Origin of the sequence: Thermococcus sp. 5-4, assembly GCF_002197185.1 — an archaeon.
In the GTDB taxonomy this organism is placed as follows: domain Archaea; phylum Methanobacteriota_B; class Thermococci; order Thermococcales; family Thermococcaceae; genus Thermococcus; species Thermococcus radiotolerans.
In genome coordinates, this window is sequence record NZ_CP021848.1 from 1,755,420 (window position 1) to 1,779,892 (window position 24,473).

General features: G+C 56.0%; 21 protein-coding genes. 14 read left to right on the forward strand and 7 right to left on the reverse strand.

Going from position 1 to position 24,473, the window contains the following annotated elements:
* The first annotated feature begins 1 nt into the window (after position 1).
* The 11 genes from CDI07_RS09655 to CDI07_RS09705 all read left to right on the forward strand — a co-directional run bounded on the left by CDI07_RS09655 (position 2) and on the right by CDI07_RS09705 (position 11,998).
* Positions 2 to 1,978 carry a V-type ATP synthase subunit I gene (locus tag CDI07_RS09655; protein ID WP_088181425.1) on the forward strand — a complete coding sequence of 659 codons (1,977 nt, stop codon included), beginning with the start codon at positions 2 to 4 and terminating at the stop codon, positions 1,976 to 1,978.
* A 15-nt stretch (positions 1,979 to 1,993) separates the two neighbouring features.
* On the forward strand, positions 1,994 to 2,482 hold the full coding sequence (locus CDI07_RS09660; RefSeq protein WP_088181426.1) for a V-type ATP synthase subunit K: 489 nt from the start codon (positions 1,994 to 1,996) through the stop codon (positions 2,480 to 2,482).
* Between the two features lie 39 nt (positions 2,483 to 2,521).
* Positions 2,522 to 3,133 (forward strand): V-type ATP synthase subunit E, encoded by a 612-nt coding sequence (locus CDI07_RS09665; RefSeq protein WP_088181427.1) that lies wholly within the window; start codon positions 2,522 to 2,524, stop codon positions 3,131 to 3,133.
* A gap of 5 nt (positions 3,134 to 3,138) precedes the next feature.
* Positions 3,139 to 4,239 carry a V-type ATP synthase subunit C gene (locus CDI07_RS09670; RefSeq protein ID WP_088181428.1) on the forward strand — a complete coding sequence of 367 codons (1,101 nt, stop codon included), beginning with the start codon at positions 3,139 to 3,141 and terminating at the stop codon, positions 4,237 to 4,239.
* Complete coding sequence (locus tag CDI07_RS09675; RefSeq protein WP_088181429.1) at positions 4,236 to 4,544, forward strand: V-type ATP synthase subunit F; 309 nt, start codon at positions 4,236 to 4,238, stop codon at positions 4,542 to 4,544. The genes CDI07_RS09670 and CDI07_RS09675 overlap by 4 nt, the downstream gene beginning before the upstream one ends.
* Before the next feature lie 6 nt (positions 4,545 to 4,550).
* Complete coding sequence (locus CDI07_RS09680; protein WP_088181430.1) at positions 4,551 to 6,308, forward strand: ATP synthase subunit A; 1,758 nt, start codon at positions 4,551 to 4,553, stop codon at positions 6,306 to 6,308.
* 5 nt (positions 6,309 to 6,313) lie between these two features.
* Positions 6,314 to 7,705, forward strand: a complete 1,392-nt coding sequence (locus CDI07_RS09685) for an ATP synthase subunit B (RefSeq protein WP_088181431.1) — start codon at positions 6,314 to 6,316, stop codon at positions 7,703 to 7,705.
* 27 nt (positions 7,706 to 7,732) lie between these two features.
* The gene (locus tag CDI07_RS09690; protein WP_088181432.1) at positions 7,733 to 8,386 is read left to right on the forward strand and encodes a V-type ATP synthase subunit D; all 654 of its coding nucleotides are present in this window, start codon (positions 7,733 to 7,735) and stop codon (positions 8,384 to 8,386) included.
* Positions 8,387 to 8,434: 48 nt separating this feature from the next.
* Positions 8,435 to 9,658: a DHHA1 domain-containing protein gene (locus tag CDI07_RS09695; protein ID WP_088181433.1), complete on the forward strand. Its 1,224-nt coding sequence runs from the start codon at positions 8,435 to 8,437 to the stop codon at positions 9,656 to 9,658.
* Positions 9,659 to 9,797: 139 nt separating this feature from the next.
* The gene (locus CDI07_RS09700; protein ID WP_088181434.1) at positions 9,798 to 10,814 is read left to right on the forward strand and encodes an ABC transporter permease subunit; all 1,017 of its coding nucleotides are present in this window, start codon (positions 9,798 to 9,800) and stop codon (positions 10,812 to 10,814) included.
* Positions 10,811 to 11,998: an ABC transporter permease gene (locus CDI07_RS09705; protein ID WP_088181435.1), complete on the forward strand. Its 1,188-nt coding sequence runs from the start codon at positions 10,811 to 10,813 to the stop codon at positions 11,996 to 11,998. Before CDI07_RS09700 ends, CDI07_RS09705 begins: the two co-directional genes overlap by 4 nt.
* Here CDI07_RS09705 and CDI07_RS09710 read toward each other — a convergent pair.
* The 7 genes from CDI07_RS09710 to CDI07_RS09740 form a co-directional block, all read right to left on the reverse strand.
* Entirely contained in the window at positions 11,987 to 13,243 is a 1,257-nt protein-coding gene (locus tag CDI07_RS09710; protein WP_088181436.1) for an ABC transporter permease subunit, read from the reverse strand. The genes CDI07_RS09705 and CDI07_RS09710 overlap by 12 nt on opposite strands.
* Positions 13,240 to 14,307 (reverse strand): ABC transporter permease subunit, encoded by a 1,068-nt coding sequence (locus tag CDI07_RS09715; RefSeq protein ID WP_088181437.1) that lies wholly within the window; start codon positions 14,305 to 14,307, stop codon positions 13,240 to 13,242. Before CDI07_RS09715 ends, CDI07_RS09710 begins: the two co-directional genes overlap by 4 nt.
* 141 nt (positions 14,308 to 14,448) lie before the next feature.
* A complete protein-coding gene (locus tag CDI07_RS09720; RefSeq protein WP_088181438.1) occupies positions 14,449 to 15,273 on the reverse strand; it encodes an ATP-binding protein in 825 nt (274 codons plus the stop codon).
* A 31-nt stretch (positions 15,274 to 15,304) separates the two neighbouring features.
* Positions 15,305 to 15,973: a hypothetical protein gene (locus CDI07_RS09725; protein ID WP_226996578.1), complete on the reverse strand. Its 669-nt coding sequence runs from the start codon at positions 15,971 to 15,973 to the stop codon at positions 15,305 to 15,307.
* A 75-nt stretch (positions 15,974 to 16,048) separates the two neighbouring features.
* Positions 16,049 to 16,972, reverse strand: coding sequence for a radical SAM protein (locus CDI07_RS09730; protein WP_088181440.1), 924 nt, complete (start codon positions 16,970 to 16,972; stop codon positions 16,049 to 16,051).
* 47 nt (positions 16,973 to 17,019) lie between these two features.
* The gene (locus CDI07_RS09735; RefSeq protein ID WP_088181441.1) at positions 17,020 to 17,721 is read right to left on the reverse strand and encodes a dihydroorotate dehydrogenase electron transfer subunit; all 702 of its coding nucleotides are present in this window, start codon (positions 17,719 to 17,721) and stop codon (positions 17,020 to 17,022) included.
* Positions 17,699 to 18,931, reverse strand: coding sequence for a dihydroorotase (locus tag CDI07_RS09740; RefSeq protein ID WP_088181442.1), 1,233 nt, complete (start codon positions 18,929 to 18,931; stop codon positions 17,699 to 17,701). Before CDI07_RS09740 ends, CDI07_RS09735 begins: the two co-directional genes overlap by 23 nt.
* A 406-nt stretch (positions 18,932 to 19,337) precedes the next feature.
* On the opposite strand from CDI07_RS09740, the gene CDI07_RS09745 reads away from it, so the two are divergent.
* The 3 genes from CDI07_RS09745 to CDI07_RS09755 all read left to right on the forward strand — a co-directional run bounded on the left by CDI07_RS09745 (position 19,338) and on the right by CDI07_RS09755 (position 24,463).
* Entirely contained in the window at positions 19,338 to 21,755 is a 2,418-nt protein-coding gene (locus CDI07_RS09745; protein ID WP_226996580.1) for an ABC transporter substrate-binding protein, read from the forward strand.
* A 180-nt stretch (positions 21,756 to 21,935) separates the two neighbouring features.
* Positions 21,936 to 22,991: an ABC transporter permease gene (locus CDI07_RS09750; RefSeq protein ID WP_088181444.1), complete on the forward strand. Its 1,056-nt coding sequence runs from the start codon at positions 21,936 to 21,938 to the stop codon at positions 22,989 to 22,991.
* An 11-nt stretch (positions 22,992 to 23,002) separates the two neighbouring features.
* Complete coding sequence (locus CDI07_RS09755) at positions 23,003 to 24,463, forward strand: ABC transporter permease (RefSeq protein ID WP_088181445.1); 1,461 nt, start codon at positions 23,003 to 23,005, stop codon at positions 24,461 to 24,463.
* The last annotated feature ends 10 nt before the right edge of the window (positions 24,464 to 24,473 follow it).

Consider the following 24,473-nt stretch of genomic DNA (forward strand, 5'->3'; position numbering starts at 1 on the left):
AATGTTCAAGCCTGAAGAGATGGTCAGGATAGAGGTCATTACGCTCAACCGCTACAAGGACAGCCTTCTAACGTATCTCCACGAGAACGGCATGGTTGAAATAAGGGAACTCGACGTCGAGATAGCCCAGAAGGATTCCCCAAACGAGTACCACAGGAAGGCCGCCTCGTACAGCATAACCATCTCAAGGCTCGTTGATTTTCTGAAGGCCTACCGGAAGTCCACTGGGGGCGGCATAAAGGAGTTCATCTTCCCGAAGGAGAGGGCGAGGAAGAAGTACAGGTACGAGGGGATCGAGAGGCTCATAAAAGACGTTGAGAACTTTCTCAGCGCCGTCGAGCCGGAGATAAAGGCGGTTGAGGGCAAGATAACCGCCACCCAGACTGAAATCGAGAGGATAAAGGGCGACATAGCGATACTGGAGCTTCTCTCGGCGCTCAATCTCGACGTTTCGTACCTCAAATCGACCGACATGCTTGAAATCGTCGTCGGAACCGTTGACAGGAACAAGTTCAAGCCCCTCGTTGAGGAGGTCACCAAGGCCACTGAGAACAGGGCGGTCATAGTTTCCAAGGAGCTGAAGGACAAGGTTCTGGCGGTTTTTGTCTTCCTCAAGGCCGACTACGACAGGGCCAACCCGATTCTGGCCAAGTACTCCCTCGAGAGGCTGGAGGTTCCCGAGGGAGAAGGAACCCCGAGGGAGCTCATAGCTGTCTACGAGGAGAAGCTCCGTGCCAAGGAGGAGGAGCTTGAGAGCGCCAAGAAGGACGCGGAGATGCTTGCCGAGAAGTACTACGAGGACGTTGTCTTCTACCAGGAGCTCATGGAGAACGAGCGCGACAAGTCAACCGTGCTGCCGATGCTCGCCAGAACCAACATGACCTTCGCTTTAACCGGCTGGCTTCCAAGGAGCGATGTCCCCAAGGTCCTGGAGGGCATCAAGAGGGTGACCAACGGCACGGCCTACATCAACATCAGGGAGCCGACCGAGGAGGAACTCGACGAGATTCCGATAAAGCTCAAGAACCCTGGATGGGCGAGGCCCTTCGAGATGCTCACCGAGATGTACGGCGTCCCCAAGTACAACGAGATAGACCCGACGCCGATAATAACCTTCACCTACTCGTTCTTCTTCGGATTCATGCTCACCGACTTCATGTACGGTCTCATAATAGCGATAATAGCCGCGCTCCTCGTCAAGGGACACAAGAAGTTCAACGACGGCACCTACAAGTTCGCCTACACCCTGCTGATAAGCTCGTTCTTCACGATGGCGATGGGAGTTATCTTCGGCAGCTACTTCGGCAACGCCCTCGATCTGGCCGGCTTCACCGTTCCGCGCGTCTGGGACACCTTCCAGGATGCCCTAGTGGTGCTTCAGCTGGCCCTGGCGATAGGTATAGCCCACCTCTTCACCGGCTACACCGTCGGCTTCATAGTCAAGCTCAGGAACGGCGAAACCAAGGATGCGATACTCGACCAGCTCTCGTGGATGCTCATAATACTTGGAATAACCTTCCTGTTCCTCTCTAGCAAGAACCCGTCCCTGGACATGCCGGGCAAGGCGCTCTTCGGAGTTGGCCTGGTGCTCTTCATACTCAGCGAGCTCAAGAACGGTGCACTGGCGGTTCTCCTGGTCATCTCGGACTTCTTCGGCTTCGTGGGCAGCTGGCTCAGCTACGCGAGGCTCATGGCACTCGCCCTAGCGACCGCAGGGATCGCGATGGTCGTCAACATACTGGCCCAGATGGTCTGGGGTGTGAGCATCGGCCCCGTTCCCATAGGCATACTCATCGGAATCATACTGTTTGCCGGCGGCCAGCTGTTTTCGGTCGCCATTAACGCCCTCGGAGCGTTCGTTCACTCGCTCCGTCTGCAGTACGTTGAATTTTTCGGAACGTTCTACTCAGGTGAAGGTAAACCCTTCCAGCCCTTCAGGGCAAAAAGAGAAGTTTCCGAATTGGAGTTTGAAGCTTAAGGAGGTGCATGAAAGATGGACCCGATAGTTTACGTATCCCTCGGTGCGGCCCTTGCCGCAGGAATAGCTGGAGCAGCTTCGGCCTTTGGTGTCGGTATAGCCGGTGCCGCAGCGGCCGGAGTCGTCGCCGAGGATGAGAGGAACTTCAAGAACGCCCTCATCCTTGAGGGTCTGCCAATGACCCAGAGTATATACGGCCTCATTACGCTGTTCCTCATCCTGATGGTCTCCGGAATCCTCGGTGGCGGCTTCAAGTTCACCGACCCGACCAACATGGACAACATCGTTAAGAGCGCCATCCTCCTCGGTGCAGGTCTCACCGTCGGCCTCACCGGTCTCTCGGCAATACCGCAGGGAATCATCGCCAGCGCGAGCATCGGTGCAGTCGCCAAGAACCCGAAGACCTTCACCCAGGGAATCATATTCTCCGCTATGGCGGAGACCATGGCCATCTTCGGTCTCGTCGGCGCTCTGATAATGATAGTCACCGGAGTCGGCTTCTGACTCCCGCAAACTTTCTTTATAGGCCAAGGAGGAAGGAGGATGGATGGAGCAGAGCTGATCATCCAGGAGATAAACAGGGAAGCGGAGCAGAAGATACAGTACATACTCAGCGAGGCCCAGAAGGAGGCAGAGAAGATTAAGGAAGAGGCGAGAAAGAGGGCCGAAGCGAGAGCCGAGTGGATACTCAGGAAGGCCCAGACCCAGGCCGAGACGGAAAGGCAGCGCATAATAGCCAACGCGAGGCTTGAGGTCAGGAAGAAGCGCCTTGAGGTTCAGGAGGAGCTCATCCAGGAGGTAATAACCGCCCTCAGGGAGAGACTCGCGGAGCTTCCCGAGGAGGAGTACTTCCCGATGCTCGTTGACCTCACCGTCAAGGCCCTCGAAGAGCTCGGCGGGGAGGCTTGCATTATTCGCTCCAACGTTAAGACCCTGAAGCTCCTTGAGAGCAAGCTCGGGGAGTTCAGGAAGACCGTTGCGGCAAAGCTCGGAAGGGACGTGGAGATAAGCCTCGGTGAGCCGATATCGACCATAGGCGGCGTCCTGGTTGAGACCCCCGATGGCTCTATTAGGGTCGACAACACCTTCGAGTCAAGGATAGAGAGGTTTGAGAGCGAGCTCAGGGCAGAGATAGCCAAGGCTCTCTTCGGGTGAGGTTAATGGAAGCAGGAGCCGTAAGCGGAATCCTCAACACGACGCTGGCTGTAGTATTCGTGTGGGTGGGATACAAGACGGCCAGGATAGTCTGGAAATACACTCCCTACTCGTACCCCAACGCCAGGATAAAGGCCATGGAAGCGAAGCTCCTCACCGAGCAGCGCTTCAACGAGCTGGCCGAGAGCAGAACGCTGCAGAACTTCGTCGTCAGCCTAGAGGACACCGACTACAAGGACTACCTCACCGACGTTTCGACCTACACCGTCGAGGAGATAGAGAGAGCCCTAGAAAAGGCCCTTGCCGGGACCTACGAGCTGATGATTAAGATCCTCCCGAAGAGGGTTAGCCCGTTCTTCAGGTTCATGCTCGAGGAGTGGGACGTCAGGAACATAGCCAGCGTGGTCAAGGCCAAGTTCGCCGGCGAGGTTGCGGGCGACTACGTCATGGAGATAGGCCCGATGCTCCCCAAGGTCAAGGCCATGGCAGAGGCAAAGACCATGGAGGAGATACTCGTAATCCTTGAGGGCACCCCCTACGAGGAACCCTACCAGAGACTGCTCCTCGGGGAGATATCGCTCCAGGAGTTTGAAACCGAGCTCTACAGGATGCACTACGGAAAGCTCCTCAGGTATGCTCTCTCGAGGAAGGACGACGAGCGCGTTATCCTTGAGGAGTTCGTCAGGCTCAAGGTAGACAAGACCAACATACTCACCGTCCTCAGGGCAAAGGCCGCTGGAATGACCGCGGAGGAGATAAGGCCGCTGATAATTCCCGGCGGAAGCGTAAAGCTAGACCCACTCCTTCACGTCGACGACCTGAGCATGGCCTTGGCCGAGCTGGACTCAACGAAGTACGGAAAGGTCATCAGGGACGTCAGGGAGGAAGTCGAGAGGGACCTCAGCGTCCTTGAGAGGGCCCTTGAGAGGCACATCCTTGAGAGGATGAACGAGCTCAACAGGTTCTACCCGCTCAGCGTCGCCGCACCGCTGGGCTACATCCTCCAGAGGGAGAGGGAACTCAGAAAGCTCAGGGCGATAGCGAAGCTCATCGAGGACGGCGTTCACCCTGAGAGGATAAAGGAACTCGCGGGTGATGTTGCATGAAGATAGCCGTGCTTGGCGATAAGGACACCGCGCTCGGCTTCAGGCTGGCCGGTGCCCATGAGGTTTATTCCTTCGACGACACCCCGCTTGATATGGAGAGGCTCCGGAACAAGCTGAAGGAGCTCGTCGAGAGGGACGACATCGGAATAATCCTGATAACCGAGAGATTCGTTGGGAAGGTTGAACTTCCGGAGGTTACCGTTCCAATCATTCTTCAGGTGCCGGACAAGTCCGGCTCCAAGCTTGGTGAAGAGGCAATCAAGGAGATAGTTAGAAGGGCAATTGGTGTTGAGCTGAAGAGGTGAAGGGAAATGGGAAGGATAATTCGTGTTACCGGTCCGCTCGTCGTTGCCGACGAAATGAAGGGCTCCAAGATGTACGAAGTGGTTCGCGTCGGCGAAATGGGACTCATAGGAGAAATCATTCGCCTTGAGGGTGATAAAGCAGTCATCCAGGTCTACGAGGAGACCGCAGGTATAAGGCCCGGGGAGCCAGTCGAGGGAACCGGCGCCTCGCTGAGCGTTGAACTCGGTCCTGGGCTGCTCACCGCAATGTACGACGGTATCCAGAGGCCGCTCGAGGTCCTCAGGGAGCTGAGTGGTGACTTCATCGCGAGGGGTCTTACCGCCCCGGCACTGCCGAGGGACAAGAAGTGGCACTTCACGCCCAAGGTCAAGGTCGGGGACAAGGTCGTTGGCGGCGACGTCCTCGGTGTTGTTCCCGAGACCAGCATCATCGAGCACCGCGTTCTCGTCCCGCCCTGGGTGGAGGGCGAGATAGTAGAGATAGTCGAGGAGGGCGACTACACCCTCGAGGAGGTCATAGCCAAGGTCAAGAAGCCGGACGGGAGCATCGAGGAGCTCAAGATGTACCACCGCTGGCCGGTTCGTGTCAAGAGGCCCTACAAGAGGAAGCTCCCGCCGGAGGTTCCGCTCATCACCGGCCAGAGGACGATAGACACCTTCTTCAGCCAGGCGAAGGGTGGAACCGCGGCAATTCCTGGCCCGTTCGGTTCAGGAAAGACCGTTACCCAGCACCAGCTCGCCAAGTGGAGTGACGCGCAGGTTGTCGTTTACATAGGCTGTGGCGAGCGCGGAAATGAGATGACCGATGTCCTTGAGGAGTTCCCCAAGCTCAAGGACCCGAAGACCGGAAAGCCGCTCATGGAGAGGACGGTTCTCATAGCCAACACCTCGAACATGCCGGTCGCTGCGCGTGAGGCTTCAATCTACACCGGAATCACCATAGCGGAGTACTTCAGGGACATGGGTTACGACGTGGCTCTGATGGCCGACTCAACGAGCAGGTGGGCGGAAGCGCTCCGTGAGATTTCTGGCCGTCTCGAGGAGATGCCCGGTGAGGAAGGTTACCCGGCATACCTCGCGAGCAAGATCGCCGAGTTCTACGAGCGTGCAGGTCGTGTCGTTACACTCGGAAGCGACGAGAGGATAGGTAGCGTCTCCGTCATCGGTGCCGTTTCGCCGCCCGGTGGAGACTTCAGCGAGCCGGTCGTCCAGAACACCCTCCGTGTCGTCAAGGTCTTCTGGGCGCTCGATGCCGACTTGGCTAGGAGAAGGCACTTCCCTGCCATCAACTGGCTGAGGAGCTACTCCCTCTACATCGACGCCATCCAGGACTGGTGGCACAAGAATGTTGACCCCGAGTGGAGGAAGATGCGCGACCAGGCAATGGCGCTCCTCCAGAAGGAGGCCGAACTTCAGGAAATCGTCCGTATCGTCGGTCCGGATGCGCTGCCGGACAGGGAGAAGGCCATACTCATCGTGACTAGGATGATACGTGAGGACTTCCTCCAGCAGGATGCCTTCGACGAGGTCGACACCTACTGCCCGCCGAAGAAGCAGGTCACCATGATGCGCGTTATACTCAACTTCTACGACAGGACTATGGAGGCCGTCGACAGGGGAGTTCCGGTTGACGAGATAGCCAAGCTCCCGGTCAGGGAGAAGATAGGCCGTATGAAGTTCGAGCCCGAGATAGAGAAGGTCGCGGCGCTCATCGATGAGACGAACGAGCAGTTTGAGGAGCTCTTTAAGAGGTACGGAGCGTGATGCCGATGCCGGGAATGGAGTACTCAACCGTTAGCAAGATTTACGGGCCGCTCATGATCGTCCAGGGCGTCAAGGGCGTCGCCTACGGTGAGGTCGTTGAGATTGAGACCGAGAGCGGTGAGAAGAGGAAGGGACAGGTTCTCGAAGCCAGGGAGGACATGGCAATCGTCCAGGTCTTCGAGGGAACGCGCGACCTCGATGTCAAAACGACGCGCGTCCGCTTCACCGGTGAGACCCTCAAGGTCCCGGTCAGCATGGACATGCTCGGCAGGGTCTTCAACGGTATCGGAAAGCCGATCGACGGAGGCCCGGACATAATCCCCGAGGACAGGCGCGACGTCCACGGTGCTCCCCTCAACCCCGTCGCCCGTGCCTATCCTAGGGACTTCATCCAGACCGGTGTTTCCGCCATAGACGGAATGAACACCCTCATCCGCGGTCAGAAGCTGCCCATCTTCAGCGGTTCCGGTCTCCCGCACAACATGCTCGCTGCCCAGATAGCCAGGCAGGCTAAGGTCCTCGGTGAGGAGGAGCAGTTCGCCGTCGTCTTCGCGGCGATGGGTATCACCTACGAAGAAGCTAATTTCTTCAAGAAGAGCTTCGAGGAGACCGGTGCTATCGAGAGGGCGGTCCTCTTCCTAAACCTCGCCGACGACCCGGCCATCGAGCGTATCATCACCCCGCGTATGGCACTCACCGTTGCGGAATACCTCGCCTACGATTACGATATGCAGGTCCTGGTTATACTCACCGACATGACCAACTACGCGGAGGCCCTGCGTGAGATTTCCGCGGCGAGGGAAGAGGTTCCTGGAAGGCGCGGTTATCCGGGTTACATGTACACCGACTTGGCGACCATCTACGAGCGTGCCGGCCGTGTCAGAGGCAGGAAGGGTTCCATCACCCAGGTGCCTATCCTGACGATGCCGGACGACGATATCACCCACCCGATTCCGGATTTGACCGGTTACATCACCGAGGGACAGATAGTTCTCAGCAGGGAGCTGCACAGGAAGGGTATCTACCCGCCCATTGACGTTCTCCCGAGCCTCAGCCGTCTGATGAAGGACGGTATCGGTAAGGGAATGACCAGGGAAGACCACCCGCAGCTCAGCCAGCAGCTCTACGCGGCATACGCCGAGGGACGCTCCCTGAGAGACCTCGTTGCAGTCGTCGGTGAAGAGGCCCTCAGCGAGACCGACAGGAAGTACCTCAAGTTCGCGGACAGGTTCGAGAGGGAGTTCATTGCCCAGCGCTACGACGAGGACAGGAGCATCTTCGAGACCCTCGACCTCGGCTGGGAGCTCCTCGCCGAGCTTCCGGAGAGCGAGCTCAAGCGTGTCAGGAAGGAGTACATCCTCAAGTACCACCCGAAGTACAGGAAGAGGGAGGGCTGACCTCCCTTCAACCCTTAGGTGGTCGAGATGGCAGAGCTGCTCAACGTCAAGCCCACCCGTATGGAGCTCCTGAACCTCAAGAGGCGCATTAAGCTGGCCAAGAAAGGCCACAAGCTCCTCAAGGACAAGCAGGACGCCCTCGTCATGGAGTTCTTCACGATATACGACGAGGCCCTGAGCCTCCGCGAGGAGCTGGGCAGGAAGATGGCCGAGGCCTTCGCGGCCCTTCAGGCGGCGGAGATAGACGTCGGAACGCTGCGCCTCAGGGAGATAGGCCTCTCCGTGAAGCCCAACAGGGAGGTCGAGATAAGAAGGAGGAACGTAATGGGCGTTCCGGTTCCGCTCATTGAGGCAGAGTCCTTCAGGAGGAGCACGAACGAGCGCGGCTACGCACTCGTCTCGAGCTCGGCCAAGGTAGACCTCGCCGCCGAGAAGTTTGAGGAGGTTCTCGACCTGGCGGTTCGCCTGGCTGAGGTGGAGGAGACCCTCAAGAGGCTCGCGAAGGAGATAGAGGTCACCAAGAGGCGCGTTAATGCCCTTGAGTACATCATAATCCCGCGCATGGAGGCGACGGTGAAGTTCATCAAGCAGCGCCTCGATGAGATGGAGCGCGAGAACTTCTTCAGGCTCAAGAGGGTCAAGGCGCTAATCGAGGCCAGAACCCAAGCCGAGGGTTCGTGAAGCAACAACCCTTTTATTTTCAGCCTTCCTTTTCTTCCTGGTGGTGACATGACGGAAAAGCTGTTCTACAAGAACGCCTACCTCTGGGAGGCCGGCGCGAGGGTTGAGAGGGTCGAGAAAAGGGGCAAGAGAGTGAGAATCCTACTCGACAGGACTATCTTCTACCCCGAGGGCGGCGGCCAGCCCTCCGACAGGGGGATAATAGCCGGCGAGGGCTTCAGGATAACCGTCGAAAAGGTCGAGGGAAAGGACGAGATATGGCACGAGGGAAAACTTGAGGGCCGCCTTCCCGAGGCGGGCGAACCGGTGAGGCTAATTCTTGATGCCGAGTGGCGCTACGAGAACATGCGCCAGCACACGGGACAGCACATACTCTCGGCGGTCTTTAAGGACCTCTACGACGCCAACACGACTGGTTTCCAGATATTCGAGGGATACAACAAGATAGAGATAGACTATCCGGGCGAGCTTACGTGGGAGATAATCCTTGATGTTGAGAGAACCGCCAACGGAATCGTCTGGTCGGACCTTCCGGTTGAGGTGGAAGTTTACGAGAATCTTCCCGATGAACTCAGAAAAAAGCTCCGGAAGGAGCTCTCAGATAAAGTCAAGCCCCCGATAAGGATAGTCTCAATTCCGGGGGTTGACGTCATTCCCTGCGGCGGAACGCACGTGAGGAGCACGAGGGAAGTTGGTATCATAAAGGTCGTTAACTTCTACCGGAAGAGTAGGAAGCTCTGGCGCATCGAGTTCGCCTGTGGAAACAGGGCTCTGAAGTATCTGGACGAGCTTATAGCGGACTACTGGCGGAGTCTCGATGAGATGCCGAACAAGAACCGCCCGCTCGTTGAGCGCGTAGGGGAACTCAAGGCCGAAATCGAGAGGCTTGAGGAGGAAAAGGACGGCCTTAGACGGGAGCTCTGGAGGTGGAAGGCCAAAGCCTTGCTGAACAACGCCGATGAAATCAAAGGTGTTAGGGTGGTCTCGTACATCGAAGACGCCCCCATGAAGGACGCCCAGGCTTTCGTGGTTTACCTCGTTGACAAGAACCCCAAGACGGTAGCCCTCGTGGCCGGCGAGAACTACGTGATATTCGCCAAGAACCGGGAGGTTGGGGGTCTCTCAATGAACGACCTCCTGAAGGCGGTTCTATCCGAGGTCGGGGGCGGTGGCGGCGGCAGTGAAACCCTTGCGAGGGGTGGGGGGTTCAGGGTGTCACCGGAGGATGTCCTAAACCTCGCCCGCAGACTCGTCGGGAATTACATTAAGTGACGTTCTTTTCTCCTGTTTTTCCGGCTTTGGAACTTATTGCGCATGGCTTTAATTAAAAGTAAAACTTTTTAAGCGTTGTCGAGAATTCTTACTGACGCTCGTTAGCGATGGTACGTGTCTCCCTGTTGGAGGGTCGGTGTTGTCCCTGCGGAGAATAGTGCTTAGATACGCCATTGTAACCCTGTTCATTGCCCTCGTCCTCGGTTATGCAATAAAGGGGGCTGAGGAGAGGCTGGCTTATTACGAGGCCGTTGGCTTCTTTCAGTTCAATCCAAACGCCGGGAAGGTAATAGCTGCGGCGGAAAAGATGAGCATGGATCCGATTGAGTACTACGTCAAATATATTGCCCCAAAGAACCATCCTGAGCTTGCCATGTCCTCCCTCCACGTGGGTTTGGATTACATGGCGACCATAGTGAAGAACCTCTTTGGAATCTCCACACAGGAGTCCGGGGGTTATCTCTACGGCTTTGAGAGACTGGGCTGGGGTTACATCTACCGCACGTTGCTTTTCTTAGTCCTTGCGGATGTTTCCGTGGTGCTCTTGGCTCTCCTCCTGTCGTTTAAGGCCGTGAGGAGCGAACGCTTCTACGGCTTTCTGCAGATGGCGGCGAGAACTTTCAACGGCATCCCAGTTTGGTTCTTCGTCGTCCTCTTCTTCCTGCTCATAATCTACTCCCCGATACCGTCGGACCTAGCGAACGGCATCAGGGGCTCGGGTTTGGGAATGCTCGTTTACTTCGCCTTCCCAGTTCTCTCTATACTTCTGGTCGCGTCGTGGGGGCTCGCCGAGGGGATAACCGTCGTAATGAAGGAGGAGTTCGACCAGCCCTACGTTGAGGCCAAGAGGGCCATGGGACTCTCCGAGATGAGAGTCAAGAGGCACGTCATCCGGGCGTCGATAGTCCCGGTGATATACGTCTGGCTCCAGAACTTCATCGAGATACAGACGCTCATCCTGGTCGTGGATTACCTCTTCAGGCTCAACGGCCTGGGAACCCTGCTCGCATCGGCCCTCACGATAACCCCTGACAACGTGCTCTTCTACTCCAAGACTTTTGCGTTCGTGGTCGTGGTGCTGGTGCTTCTGAACTTCCTGGTTTCAGTTGTGGTGGAGCTACTCGCGATAAAACTGGAGCCGAGGGGAACGGCATGAGGCGGAGAACGCTCGGTGCGCTGTTACTGGCTACCTTTCTCCTTTTCACCGCTGTTTCCTATGCCACCCTCGACAGGGAAAAGCTCGCCAACTGGGACAACTACCTGTTCTGGGTTGATTATCCTAAGGGTGCTAGGCCAGTGTGGCTTGGCGATTCCTCCAAGTCGGTTGAATTCAGCGGGCAGATTGAGTACACCGTGACCGAAAAGGCGCCGGTTAACCTGATACTCCACGGAAACGGTGATGTTTCGATCACGATATTTCGGCCGGACGGTAAGGTAGTTCGCCTGAGCGCCGAAATAAACGGGACGACCAGCGTGAACTCAAACACCGAGCTGGCCCTCCAGGCGAGACGTTTTGCCATTGAGAACCTTGGCCTCAGGAGGGAGGATCTGGCCTTCATAGCCCCTACGCAGGCCCTCTTCATGGACGAAGACAGGAATCCCCTGCCCGGAAACTACACCATCCAGATACACCCGAGGAGCGTCGAGGCGCAGCTGGTTGGGGACACCTACGGTCTCCTTGGAACCGACTACAAAGGCAGGGACCTCTGGGTCGGCTTCATTGGTTCGACCGTGAACACGCTGATTCTCGCGTTCCTCACGACGGTTCTTGTCATCTTCCTGGGAATCCTCCTTGGAATAGGATCCGGCTACTACGAGACGAGGCTTGGTGATGCCATATCGGTGATTCTCGAGGCCCTTAACTCGATCCCCTACCTACCACTGGCGATAGCGATAATATTCGTTCTCTCCTCCACGGGCTTTCACGGCAAGCTTGAGATGGGCGTGTTCGAGCTTGCACTAATACTCGCCCTCCTGCTCGTGGGCAAGTTTGCCAGTGCCGTTAAGGGCATCGTCATGCACGAGAAGGTTCAGGAGTACATAGAGTCCGCCAGGGCCCTGGGGGCGGGGGATATCGAGATAATCTCGAGGCATATAATGAAGGCCGTCGTCCCCTATGCGCTCTCCTACTCCACCCTGCTCTTCGCCCAGATGATAGCGGTCATCTCTATACTGGGCCTCTTCCAGATAATCCCTGGAGCCAACTGGGGTTCCTTCGTGGCCGAGGCTTTCACCCAGAACGCCATCTATTCCCTCTGGTGGTGGCCTCTTTCACCCTCCATCGCCATAATCATCGTCAGCATCGGACTTACGCTGCTTTCAGGCGATTCATCTGGTTAGGAACATCTCCTCCATGCTCAGGTTTATCAGCACGAATGCCATGGCGAAGAGCGCCAGCGCCGCCCCGATGGGCACCACTATCCACCACGCCATGCTGAAGAGCTGGTTTTCGGTTATCATGCTTCCCAGCAGTGTTCCCCAGTTGAAGCCCGGTATCGCTTCAAAGAATCCCAGCAGCGAAACGAGCGCAACGACCTTCGGCATGACTATCGAGAACTGGTAGACGCTGTAGGGCAGAACCGCCCTGGATATGTGGTGCTTCAGTATCCACCACCTCGAGCCCCCGAGGCTGATCGCCGACTCCACGTAGTCCTTGCTAAGCTCAGTCTCAACGAGCGCCCTGACGTTTCTCGCTATCTTTCCGAAGAGGAGCAGCCCCATTAGGAGGACAAAGCTCCAGAAGGGCACCTCTATATGGCCCCCGTAGGTGATTTTTCCAGTAATGGGAATCATCATTACCATGACGGGGACCAGGGGCAGTATTGTCGAGAGTTTCGTCAGGCCGTCCGTTATCGCCCCAGCGACGCCCGAGAGGGCGCTCAGGACTCCTAGAGTGGCCCCTATTGCAACCGCCGTCAGGCCAACGGCTACCACCATCTCCATCGTCTCCCTCAGGCCCCATACGAAGCCCTGCCAGATGTCCCTTCCCGTTGAATCCGTCCCCATGAGTCCGTAGACCTTTCCGAGCACCCGAACCTTAGGTTCCTCCTCCGCGGTTATCTCCAGCACGTAGGTTCCCTTTTCAAGGCCATCCTTACCTGTGAATATCGGGGTAAGTCCTCCACCGAAAATCAGGTCAGAGTCCGTGTAGTTCAGCCCCTTATCCTGGGCTATCCTCTGCATGGTCATGAACATCATGCCGAGCCTTATCTGACTCCGTGAGAGCCCCCGGTACACCGTATACTCCCTGCCGTCGGGGAGGGTCAGGTTTATCGTGATGTCCCCGGGGAACTCTGTGTAGATTATTATGTCCGTCGGAGCCTCGGAGTACCGGAAGTCGTATTCGTAGGTGTAGACGTTTCCCTCAACCTTTGCGGGGGTCAGGTTTTCCGTTGGGGGCAGGTTCTTTCCGAAGAGGTTGACCCACTCCGGTGGCACGAGCTTTGGGTTGTCCGCCCAGTACATCTTGTTGTTCCAGTTGTCTATCGCCTCCTTGTTGGCCATGTTTGGTCCCAATGCGGCCGCCAGGAAGTAAAAAAGGAGTATTGCGGCGGCGATTTTTATCTTAAGGGGTATCCCTCTCATCCGCGCCCCTCCCTTCCCACTCTGGGGTCGAGGTGTATGTATAGCGACTCCATCACGACCGCGTTTATGAAGTAGAAGAGCAGCATCACGAAGGCAGCGAAGAAAACCCCGTAGCTGCTGTAGTAGAACGTCACACCGTTCACACCGTGCCCCAGCCTGAAGGAACGGGCGAGTATCCAGCCCACGCCGTGGATGTTGAATATAATCTCCACGACGAACGCGCTCATCAGGATCTCCAGGAAGTTGTACGTGGTGAACGTAAGGAACGCAGGAAGCGCGGTTCTCAGGAGTTTTCTCATTATTCTCCGGTCTGGAAGGCCCCTCGCCCTGTCGTAGAGAACGTGGCCTTCGGTGCTTTCGAATTTGACAAGGTTCCTCACGTTGAAGGCGTACTCCCATATCATCGCCACCACGAGGGTCAGAACCGGGAGGAGAAGCCCCACGACGTATGCCAGTGGAATCGAGCCTCCGTTTATCGAAACGTCCCTTAGATGGCCTTCGAAATCTATGGGGAGAAGCGACATCCTCCAGTACAGCGTGTAGAGGAGCACCACCGCTATGAACCAGGAGGGGATTGCGGAGAAGATTGGGGTGAGCACGGATAGGAGCCTGTCGGTCCACCCGCCTCTGTAACCGGCCCTCAGCCCGAGGTAGAGACCGAAGGTCAGTATGAACAGCTCGGTGAAGATGACCAGCATGAGGCTCTTCAGGATGTAGGTGTAGTACTCGTATCCGCTCCGGGTTTTGGTGTGGGGGTTTGCGAAAAAGTTGTACACGACACGGAGGTGGTCCATCATGAGTTCCCTTTTGCTGGATAGGCCCAACGCCTCCATGGCCATCTCCTTGGCCAGCTGTTCGAGGCTGACGTGCTTTTCTATGACCTCCTTCACGCTCTCCGGAAGGTGGCTGACCATGTCGAGGTAGTCACCGTAGACATCGCTGTTGTATAGCTCCGCGTTAATGTGGCCGAGAACCGCCATGTAATCGAGGATCAAGACACCGATTGTAAACAGGATTAGGTTCTTAATGAGCACCCAGAGGTACAAATGCCATCTTCCGCTCATCAGTACCCCCTGTTTTACGTTAATGTAAACCTTTAAAAATCTAATGCTCGGGAGTGTTAACGTTCCAACGATAAGTCCGTGAATAAAAACTCGAGAGAAAATCGTAACAAGTGGTTGCGGAGGAAACGACAAAGCCCGGAACTACTGTCCTGGTTCGATACCCAAACGTTCCATTACGAGCTTCCTCTGCCACGCCGGGACGGTTGGCTTTGAGAGCTCCCTCTCGGCTTTCTCCCTGTCCATGAGACCGTAGCGGACGAGGGCGGCTATTCTCCTGTGCTCAAAACTGTGTCCGTGCCTCTCCCAGTAGCGCTCCAGGGCCGGACCGAGGACGAGGCAGTTGGTTGTGTATCCTGGTAGCTCCGGGAACTCAAAGGGGAGCCCTTTAAGGATTTCAATCCTCTCGCTCTCAGGTATCAGGGAGAGGAGTCTTATCTGGATTATTCCCCCTTTCATGAGCCTGTATGGGTGGTGGCCGAAGGGGAGCTCGTGGCCTGTTATGATGTAACGGTAACCGTTCTTAAGGGCGTATTTCCTCAGCTTCTCCATCGTTCTCTTCGAGCAGCGCCTGCACGGGGACTCCGCCTTCAGAAGGGCCTCGCGGAAGATGTCAGAGTAGTCATAGCGGAGGATCTTAAAGGGAACTCCGAGGGCCTCGGCGATTCTCCCGGCGTTCTCCACCGCCTCCTCCGCCATGAGCCCGTGGTCTATCATAACCGCCTCAAGCTCCGGAACCTTGTAAACCTCTTTGGCTAGGTATAGAGCAACTACACTGTCCTTGCCGCCGGAATAGGCAACGATTGCCCTCTCGACGTCTTCCATGAGCTCTTCGAGCTCCTTTCGTATCCTCTCGCGGTCGAGGGGATGCCTCAGATAGACCTGGCACTCCCTGCAGACGGGCTTTCCGTCTATGATGTCTATCTTTGCCGTCCTCTCGTCGTGGATGCAGAGCGAGCACTTGAGCATGGTCGAAGGAAAGAAAGGCCCCTTAAAAATGCTACCGTCCAAGTTTGGGTATCTTGGACTTGGCCTTTCCTATGGTTTCGTCCGTCTTCTCCTTGCCCTTTCTCGTTGCAAAGAAGCCGACCGTCGCTATGGCGTTCTGGAGGAGTATTCCGCGGTTGTTCCTGGCTATGAACCAGCCGAAGAGCAGACCAAACGCCAGTCCTCCGAGCCAGAGCGAGAGAATGAACGTGTTGGCGCTCATTCCGTTTGGGCTGAGTGTTACGGAGAACGCCTTGTACGCCAGGGCAAATGCCACCACGAAAACCGTTTCCAGCAGTATCGAAAGTTTGGTTGCAGTTCCAACGATGCCGAGCACCTTGCTCTCCTCAGTATACTCGCCTATAAGTCTCTGGTCGTGGAGGCCGTAGACGAGAGTTTTGGTTATGTTCGCCCCGCTCCTGAAAGCCAGGAATCCGAACAGCGCCGCCGTCCATGCAGCCCCCCAGAGCTTCCAGAAGGCCCAGATGCCTACGGCTATCCAGACGATGGTGTAAATCCTTTCAATGCCCTTCTTTTCGTTTTCCGGAATATCCAGCTTCAGAACCTTTCTCCAGGTCATTCCGGCGAGGCTTCCGAAGGCCCTCATGAGCATTAGGGATAGGTTGATGAAGAGAAAAGCAGTTAAGAAGAAGAACGCGAGCATCTCCCGTATCATGTCCATCCCTCCGAAGGGCCTAAAATAAAATTGGAGTTGGAATATTTAACGCTTGTCTATTTGTCTCTTCAGAAGCCATTCCTACGTCCCTTGCCGTTGAGAAGAGTCCCTTTCCCTCTTCATCGCTGGTGCCACATCCCGAGCGACGCGCCTCGCGCTGAAGAGCGTCAGCGGGTCCATCGTTCTGTAGACCGCCAGCTGACAGCCGCTTATGCGAACGTCTATGTGCTCCTTCGCCTCCATGGCCGCCTTTAGGTACTCCCTCACGCTCTCCGCCCTCTCGAAGTCGAGGCCGGCCTTTCTTAAGCGTTCAACGTTCAGCTCATGGATTGTGAGCGGCTGGAGCATCATTTCGTCTATTCCGAGGGAAGCGGCAAGCTCCGCTATCTTTGGTATGTCATCGTCGTTGATGCCGGGCATGAATATCGTCCTAACGACGGAACGGACGCTCTCCTCCCTGCCCACTATCCTCAGGGCGTTGACGACGGCATCGAAGGTGTCTGCGTTGGTTATTTTGAGGTGCTTCTCCCTGCTTGCCGCGTCGAGGCTTATCATGACCAGGTCGAAGTCGAGCTTCTCCCACAGCTCCTCCGTCAGCAGTGAGCCGTTGGTCTGAAGGTCGAGTCTCGCCTTTGGGAATCTCTCCCTAAGCATTCTGTTCACTTCGACTATACGGGGGCTTATCAGCGGCTCGCCGTACTGAGAAACGGTTATCGCGTATGGATCCTCCCAGCCGTAGTAGCCGGGCTTCGGAGCCTTCCCGAGTTTTACCGCAACGTTCGAGTAGCAGAAGATGCAGTCGTGGTTGCAGGCTGGCGTTAACTCATAGCTCGGGTGGTGAACTGGATTGGGATTGCTTAAATCAAGCCCCTGGCAGCCCTGACAGTGGGTGGGGAACTTCAAATCCATGACGAACTTCTTCAGCAACCTGGCCTCCCTGTTCTCAAGAATCTGGGGCTCGACTCCCATGCTCCTCGCGAACTCCTCCCAGCTCATCTTCTTCATTCTCTCACCGGCCGAAGCGGAGAAAAGGGGTTTAAAAAGCTCACTGGTCAGAGCAGTCCCCTCAGCTGGAAGCCGTCGAAGACGGGTCCGTCCCTGCAGACGAGGTACTTTCCGAGGTTGCAGGAGCCGCAGACGCCTATTCCACACCTCATGTAGCGCTCAGCCGATACCTGGACGTTTTTGTAATCCATAACCCTCAGAACGGCCCTCAGCATTGGCTCCGGACCGCAGGCGTAGACCCGGTCAAACTCCCCCTTCCTCTCGGAGAGAACCTCCGTTGGGAAGCCCCTTCTCCCCGCGGAGCCGTCGTCGGTGGTTATTATCACCTCGTCAACGTAGTTCTCGATGTCCATCAGCGCAAGCTCGTCCTTCGAGCGGGCACCGTAGATGAGGGTCATCTCATCGAATCTGTCTCTGTGCTGCCTCGCGAAGGCGTAGAGTGGTGGAATTCCTATGCCGCCGCCCACGAGGGCTATCCTAGCTCCCGCAGATTCAAAGCCTCTGCCGTATGGCCCGCGGATCCAGAGGTAATCTCCCTCCCCCAGCTCGAAGAGCCTTGATGTGAAGGGACCGACCCTCTTGACGACTATCAGATCGTTCCAGGCCAGGCTGAAGGGCTTCTCACCAACACCCGGGAGCCATGCCATTATGAACTGTCCCGCATTGAACTCGAGTTTTTTGTCGAAGCGAAAGGCCTTGACGTCCTTAGCGACGTCCCAGACTTCTCTAATGCTCACCCTCTGCAGCATTTATCCTAACCCCCTGGGGCTTTCCGAAGATTTCATCGTCCTCCATAACGATTTCTCCATGGAGAATCGTCATTACGACCTTCCCCCTCAGTCTTCTGCCCTCCCACGGGCTCCATTTTGCCTTCGTGTAGAATTCTTCCGGCTTAACCACCCACTCTTCCTTGAGGTCCACCATCGTAAAGTCGGCATCTTTGCCAACTTCGAGACCCTTGTTGCGTATTCCAAATATCCTAATAGGATTATTGTGCATCTTCTCCACGATATCCGAAAGCTCCAGCATGCCCCTGTTAACCGCATCGAGGAGAAGGGCCACCTCAGTCTCCAATCCGGGAATTCCCGCCGCCCCTGATTCCTTATCCTCTGGCGTGTGGGGTGCGTGGTCGCTGGCTATGATTGGGATCCTGGAGAGATTCCTCCAGAGCGCCCTTCTATGTCCATCGTCCCTCAAAGGAGGGTAAACCTTGAGGAGAGGGTTCCTTTCGTAGTCCTCCCTACCAAGGAAGAGATGGTGTGGGGTGACCTCAAAGCTTACCCATGGGAGGTTCGCGCTCAGTATGGCCTCTATTCCACCTGCGGTGGAGACGTGACAGATGTTGAGGGGCTTTCTGAATTTCTCGACGGCTTTCAGGGCGCGTTTTATGGCGGTTATCTCGGCATCTGGCGGTCTTTCAGGTTTTTTATGGATTATTCCAGCGTCTTCGGCATGAACGCTTACAACCCCTGGGACACAGCGATAGTCGCTCTCAAAATCCTCCGAGAAGAGACCTCCCGTCGAAGCGCCCATGAAAATCTTGTAGAAATCCGCGTTCACCCTCTCGGCCTCTGTGCAGTTGTCTCTGACGAGAAAGCTCAGGGTGTAGTCCGAGTACGCCCTCCCCTTAAACAGCTCCACCCTTCTCTGGAAAGTCCCGGAGTCGATTATGGGCGGGTCTGTGTTGGGCATATCGAAAACCGTCGTTATCCCGCCGTGTATCGCTGCCATGGTCCCAGTTTTCACGGTTTCCTTTCTCTTCTGCTTAAAATCCCTCAGATGGACATGAACGTCTATGAGTCCCGGAAGGATGAGGTTTCCACGGCCGATTTTAATCTTTTCCTCTCCCTTCAATTCGCCGAGGGATATTCGAGAAATTTTCCCGTCAAGAATACCTACGCTTCCTTCTATCACTTTCCCATCCTTTAAGAGCTTCCCTTTCAGGACAAGGTCGTACATAGCGCCCGCACTGGAATGGATGCTAGCCCATTTTAAGTTTTTTGATCATCCCAACTTTTGTCATTATGACAAAAAGCCTGCTAACGATTTTTGGGGCTTTCCCCAACTGTCTGCCATCTTTGTATCGCCCTATTTATTATATGTGCTTGTGGTTAAGTCTTTGCATCGTTTTCAACAACGCAATGCTATAATGAACATACCAAATTCCTCTAAGTGGTTAATCGTGACTTGTGATGGCTCTGTTAAGTGCACTACTTTTACAAGAACGTAACCCTTAAATAGGCTTTCAATGTATATCTTCATGCCATTATACACCATATGTGGCAACATTGCCAAAAAGTGAAGGAGGCAGTGGAGTATGAAGAAGGCTTTGGGATTGTTTATTATGGGTTTGATGTTGTTTAGTTTGTTTGCTATCCACCCAGTTAGTGCAGCAAACTACACTCCGAAGGACATTCCGCTGAATAGCGACGAGGCCAAGGCCCGTTTCAAGGCCGACCTCCAGTGGTACCTCAAGTACGGCCACTTTGTCATCAGCAACGGTCCGTACATGCTCGTCATGTACTCCCCGGAGAACCTCTACCTCAAGCTTGAGAAGTACACCGGCCCGAGGAAGATCTACACCGACACCCTTCCGAAGGACGGCTACTCAGACATTATCGAGTACCAGGGTGTCCAGAACCCTGAGAACGTCATTCTCCAGATCGCCAAGGGTGAGTACGACCTTGGTATGTTCTCGTTCCCCGCAGGAAAGTACCAGGGTCTTGGTGAGGATGTTCTTGCCAACCTCAACCTGTACAAGAGCGCCAGCTCGTACAACGAGCTGACCTTCAACACCTACCACGACCCGGACAAGGACGCTCCTCTCGTCACCGTCGGTGACAAGGTTTACTTCAACCCGTTCGCCATCAGGCAGGTCAGGTTCGCCATGAACTGGCTCATCAGCAGGGACTACATCGTCCAGAACATCTACCAGGGTAGCGGTGCCCCGATGCTCGGATGCATCAGGCCGAGCCACCCGGCCGACAAGTACTTCGAGCCGGTCTACAAGGCCCTCGGCCTCAGCGGCGCCGGCAACGAGGAGCTTGCCCTCAAGATAATCGGCAACGCCATGCAGGAGGCCGCCCAGCAGGTCGCTAAGTACGGACACACCCTCGAGAAGAAGGAGGGAATGTGGTACTTCGACGGCCAGCCGGTTGAGATCAAGTTCATCATCCGTATAGAGGATGAGAGGCACGAGATCGGTCTCTACGTTGCTGACCTCCTTGAGAAGAAGGTTGGCTTCAAGGTTGACAGGCTCGAGTGGGACAGGCAGAAGGCCGGTCAGGTCGTCTTCGCCAAGCCGCCGAGCAACTACGAGTGGAACATCTACACCGGTGGATGGGGTACCAGCGGTATCCCGAGCGTTTGGATTGACGACTACACCGCCTGGTTCTACGCCGCCTGGTACGGATACGTTCCTGGCGCGGTTGAGCCCAAGCACGTTAACACCGTCACTGTTGAGGACGCCCTCAAGTACCTGGGCGACGGCGACGTTGCCGCCGGTCTCCAGAAGATCGGTGCCGAGTACTACAAGAGCCCTGACAGCCTCGGCCCGATGCTTAAGTGGACCGAGGAGGAACTCACCTACCTGCTGACCTACTTCGAGATCACCAAGGAGAAGGCTCAGAACACCCCGCACCTCAACCCGGACGTCGTTCCGGAGCAGCCGATCAAGATAACCACCAAGGAGCAGTACTGGGACCTCCAGAAGATAAGCATGCTCATAGGCATCCTCGAGAGCGAGAGGGTCTTCCTCATCGAGACCTGGGAGTTCTACCCGGCCAACAAGCAGAGGGTCACCAGCATCAAGCCGGAGGCCAGCACCGGTATCGGCCAGCGCTGGAGCATCATGACCGCCGAGACCCCGGACAAGCACCTTAAGATCGCCCAGTTCGCCTCAACCGGTGCCATGTTCATGAGCGCCTTCAACCCGGTTGGCGGTCTGAGCGACGTCTACAGCGTCCGCGTCTGGAACCTCATCAGGGACTACGGTGCCACCACCAACTTCGACGGTATCGTCACCCCGTACAGGTGCAAGTGGGAGCTCGAGCGCGGCCACTTCACCGTTCCGGACGACGCGGTCATCTACAACCAGACCCAGGGATGGATCGCCAAGAACGCCGGCAAGGATGCCGTCGTCAAGGTCAAGGTCACCTGTGACTTCGGCGAGTGGCACAACGGCGTTAAGGGCAACATCGACGACCTCAAGTACTACATCGCGTTCCTCTACACCTGGGCCTACAAGGACGGCGCCGACGACCCGTACTACGACGACAGCGTTGCCTCGAGCACTTCGGGAACCCTCGCCAGCATACTCGGCTGGCAGTGGACCGACGACGGCTACGTCGTCTACGGCACCTACGAGCACCCGCTCGCCGACGACATGACCGCTGGATTCTACGTGTTCTACCCGACCCTCCCGTGGGAGCTCTACTGGGCCATGGGTGAGCTCGTCGCCAACGCCAAGGAGTACGGCATTGACAAGACCTACTCCTTCAGCAGCGGTGCCGAGGGAGTCCTCTGGCTCGACCTCCTCACCAAGGAGCACGTTGACGACCTCGCCAAGGTCATGCTGAAGATCTCAGGCCTCACCTGGGACGACATAACCAAGACCACCACCACCCAGCCGCCCAGCACGACCACCACAAGCAGCCCCGGCGAGACCACCACGACCACCAGCCAGCCGCCAAGCGGTGGAGGCAACACGACCACCTACGTCGTCGTCGGCCTGGTGATAATCATCATCGCCGCGGCCGCCTGGTACTTCACCAAGAAGAAGTGAAGTAGTTTCGTTCTTTCCCCTCTTTTTTGAAATTTTACCCGCGTTTCTGACGGTTCTTTCCAAGCTTCATAGTGCACTTCTATGAAAATGTGCACATCTATGCAGTAAGATATATAAAGCCAGTTTTACAATGCTGAAAAAGATACATTAAACACGAGCAACCTACGTGGGGGTGGAAAAATGGGGTATCTAAAGTACCTGGTGTTTAGGATCCTGAACGCCATTCTCGTTCTACTGATAGTGACGTTTATTATCTCGGCACTCTTCGTCAAGGTTGCCGAGCAGAGCAACAGATCCAAGATGTACGAAGAACTGATGATGTGGGAAAGAACCGAGGGTGCTAAAATCAAGCAGAGCCAGGGATTGGAGGCCTTTGAACAGGCCAAGGCCGCAAAGCAGGCCGCCTTGGAGGAGAAGTACGAGCTGAACATCCCCTACTGGCAGAAGGTCTATAATAAGGCCCTACGTACGCTGCGGCTGGATTTCGGAACGACGAGCATGCCAATCTTCGGAACCAACAACGTCTCCGACATCATCAAGGTCGCCGTTCCAAGGAGCATCCTGCTCTTCACGACAGCAACTATAATAGTCATCATACTGGGTATCTTCCTTGGAGTCAGGGCCGCCAGGCACGCCGGCAGTGTCTTCGACAGGGGTCTCTCCATCTTCGCACTGCTCACCTACAGTCTGCCGATGTGGTGGACCGGAATGATGTTCCTCCTGATATTCGCATTCAAGCTCGGCTGGTTCCCGCTCAGCTCGATGTTTGACCCACAGCTCACCGGTTGGGAGCACGTTAAGGACGTTCTTTGGAAGCTCGCCCTTCCGGTCTTCACCTACGTCTTCGTCGTCTTCGGTGGCTGGGCTTGGACGACTAGGAACATCATGATCGGTACCCTCCAGGAGGACTTCATTATGGCCGCCAAGGCCAAGGGTGTCCCCGAGCACAAGATCATCTACGGCCACGCCCTTCGTGCCGCTGCCCCGCCGATAGTCACCATGATCATCTTCGCCCTCCTCGGTTCGCTCGGAGGTGCCATCATCAGTGAGCTCGTTTTCAACTACCCGGGAATGGGCAGGCTCTACTGGGTCGCCCTCCAGCAGAACGAGACCAACCTCCTCATAGGACTGACGTACTTCTTCACCGTGCTCTACCTGACGGGAGTGGTCCTCGCGGACATGATCTACGGATTCCTCGACCCGCGTGTCAAGGTCGGTGCTTCCGCCAAGATGTGAGGTGATTCACGATGAGATGGGTCGACGTCAAAGAAGGATTTAAGGAATTCCTTGAAGAGTTTAAGAGGGAGAAGACCGGCATAGCCGGTGTCATTCTCCTCATCATCCTTGTCTTGGTTGCACTCACGGCTCCATACACCACCATGCCCAACCTCCCCGAGAAGTGGAGGAGCTCCGCCTACTGGGAGGACAACCCCAAGAACGTTCCTCCCTCCTGGTACAACATGTTCACCTCTCAGAAGCTCGTTCCACAGGAGGTTTACTACGCCAACGACCTCAAGATCAGCCACCCGAGCGATACCGTGACCATAATTGAGGCCGATTATCAGTTCCCAGATGGGTACTACCTCGGACCCCAGGGAATAATCATAAGGGGCCTGAACGTCACGCTGAACGCTCCATCTCAGGCACCAACCATGGACATATACCTCCTGAGGCCAGACGGAAAGACCGTTCCGCTCCTCACCAACAAGCAGCTCAGCTCAGGCACCACCATCTCCATCGGTAGGGACAGCACCATCTCGACCAACATATACATCTGGCTCGTGAACGTCACCGAGGGCAGGGAGATAACCATGTTCGAGGTTCCCCTCGAGACGATCCTCATCAGCGACATGGTTGCTCCGATGTTCGCCAAGGTCGAGCCGGGAATGAACGTCACCGACATAATAGGCAACCCGCAGCCGCTCAACGGCCAGTACAAGCTTATACTCAAGATCAACAACCCCGCTCCCAAGTACAACCAGGTCGTCTACGACAACCTCAAGGTCACCTTCCTCGGAAGGAGCTACGGAACCATGGGTACCGACTACCTCGGCAGGGACCTCTGGGCCGGAATCATCTGGGGTAGCAGGGTCTCCCTCGTCATCGGTATACTCGTTTCAGTCCTCAGCACCGTCATAGGCCTCATCTACGGGGTCACCAGTGCCTACCTCGGAGGAAACGCCGACGAGTTCATGATGCGTATCAACGAGATATTCGCCTCAATCCCGAGCCTGCCGATACTTATCCTCATAGGAGCCACACTCGGTCACATAACCCTAATGTTCATAGTGCTGCTGTTGGTCATCTTCGGATGGATGGGAATAGCGAGGATTGCGAGAAGTATGGCCCTTCAGATCAAGGAGCAGACGTACATAGAGGCCGCCAAGGCCCTAGGTGCCGGCAACGGAAGGATCATATTCAAGCACATCCTTCCGCAGCTGCTTCCGTACGCCTTCGCGGTTATAGCCCTCAGCGTTCCGGGTGCGGTTATCGCCGAGGCTTCCCTGAGCTTCCTCGGTATCGGTGACCCGAGCGCGGTAACGTGGGGACAGATACTCAACGCGGCACAGGCGCAGTCGGCGACAACCAAGGGTTACTGGTGGTGGGTCCTCCCGCCCGGGCTCGGTATCGCTGTCGTCGGCCTTACCTTTGTCCTCATCGGTACGGCCCTCGATAAGATACTCAACCCAAGGCTCAGGAGGCTGTGAGGTGGTATAA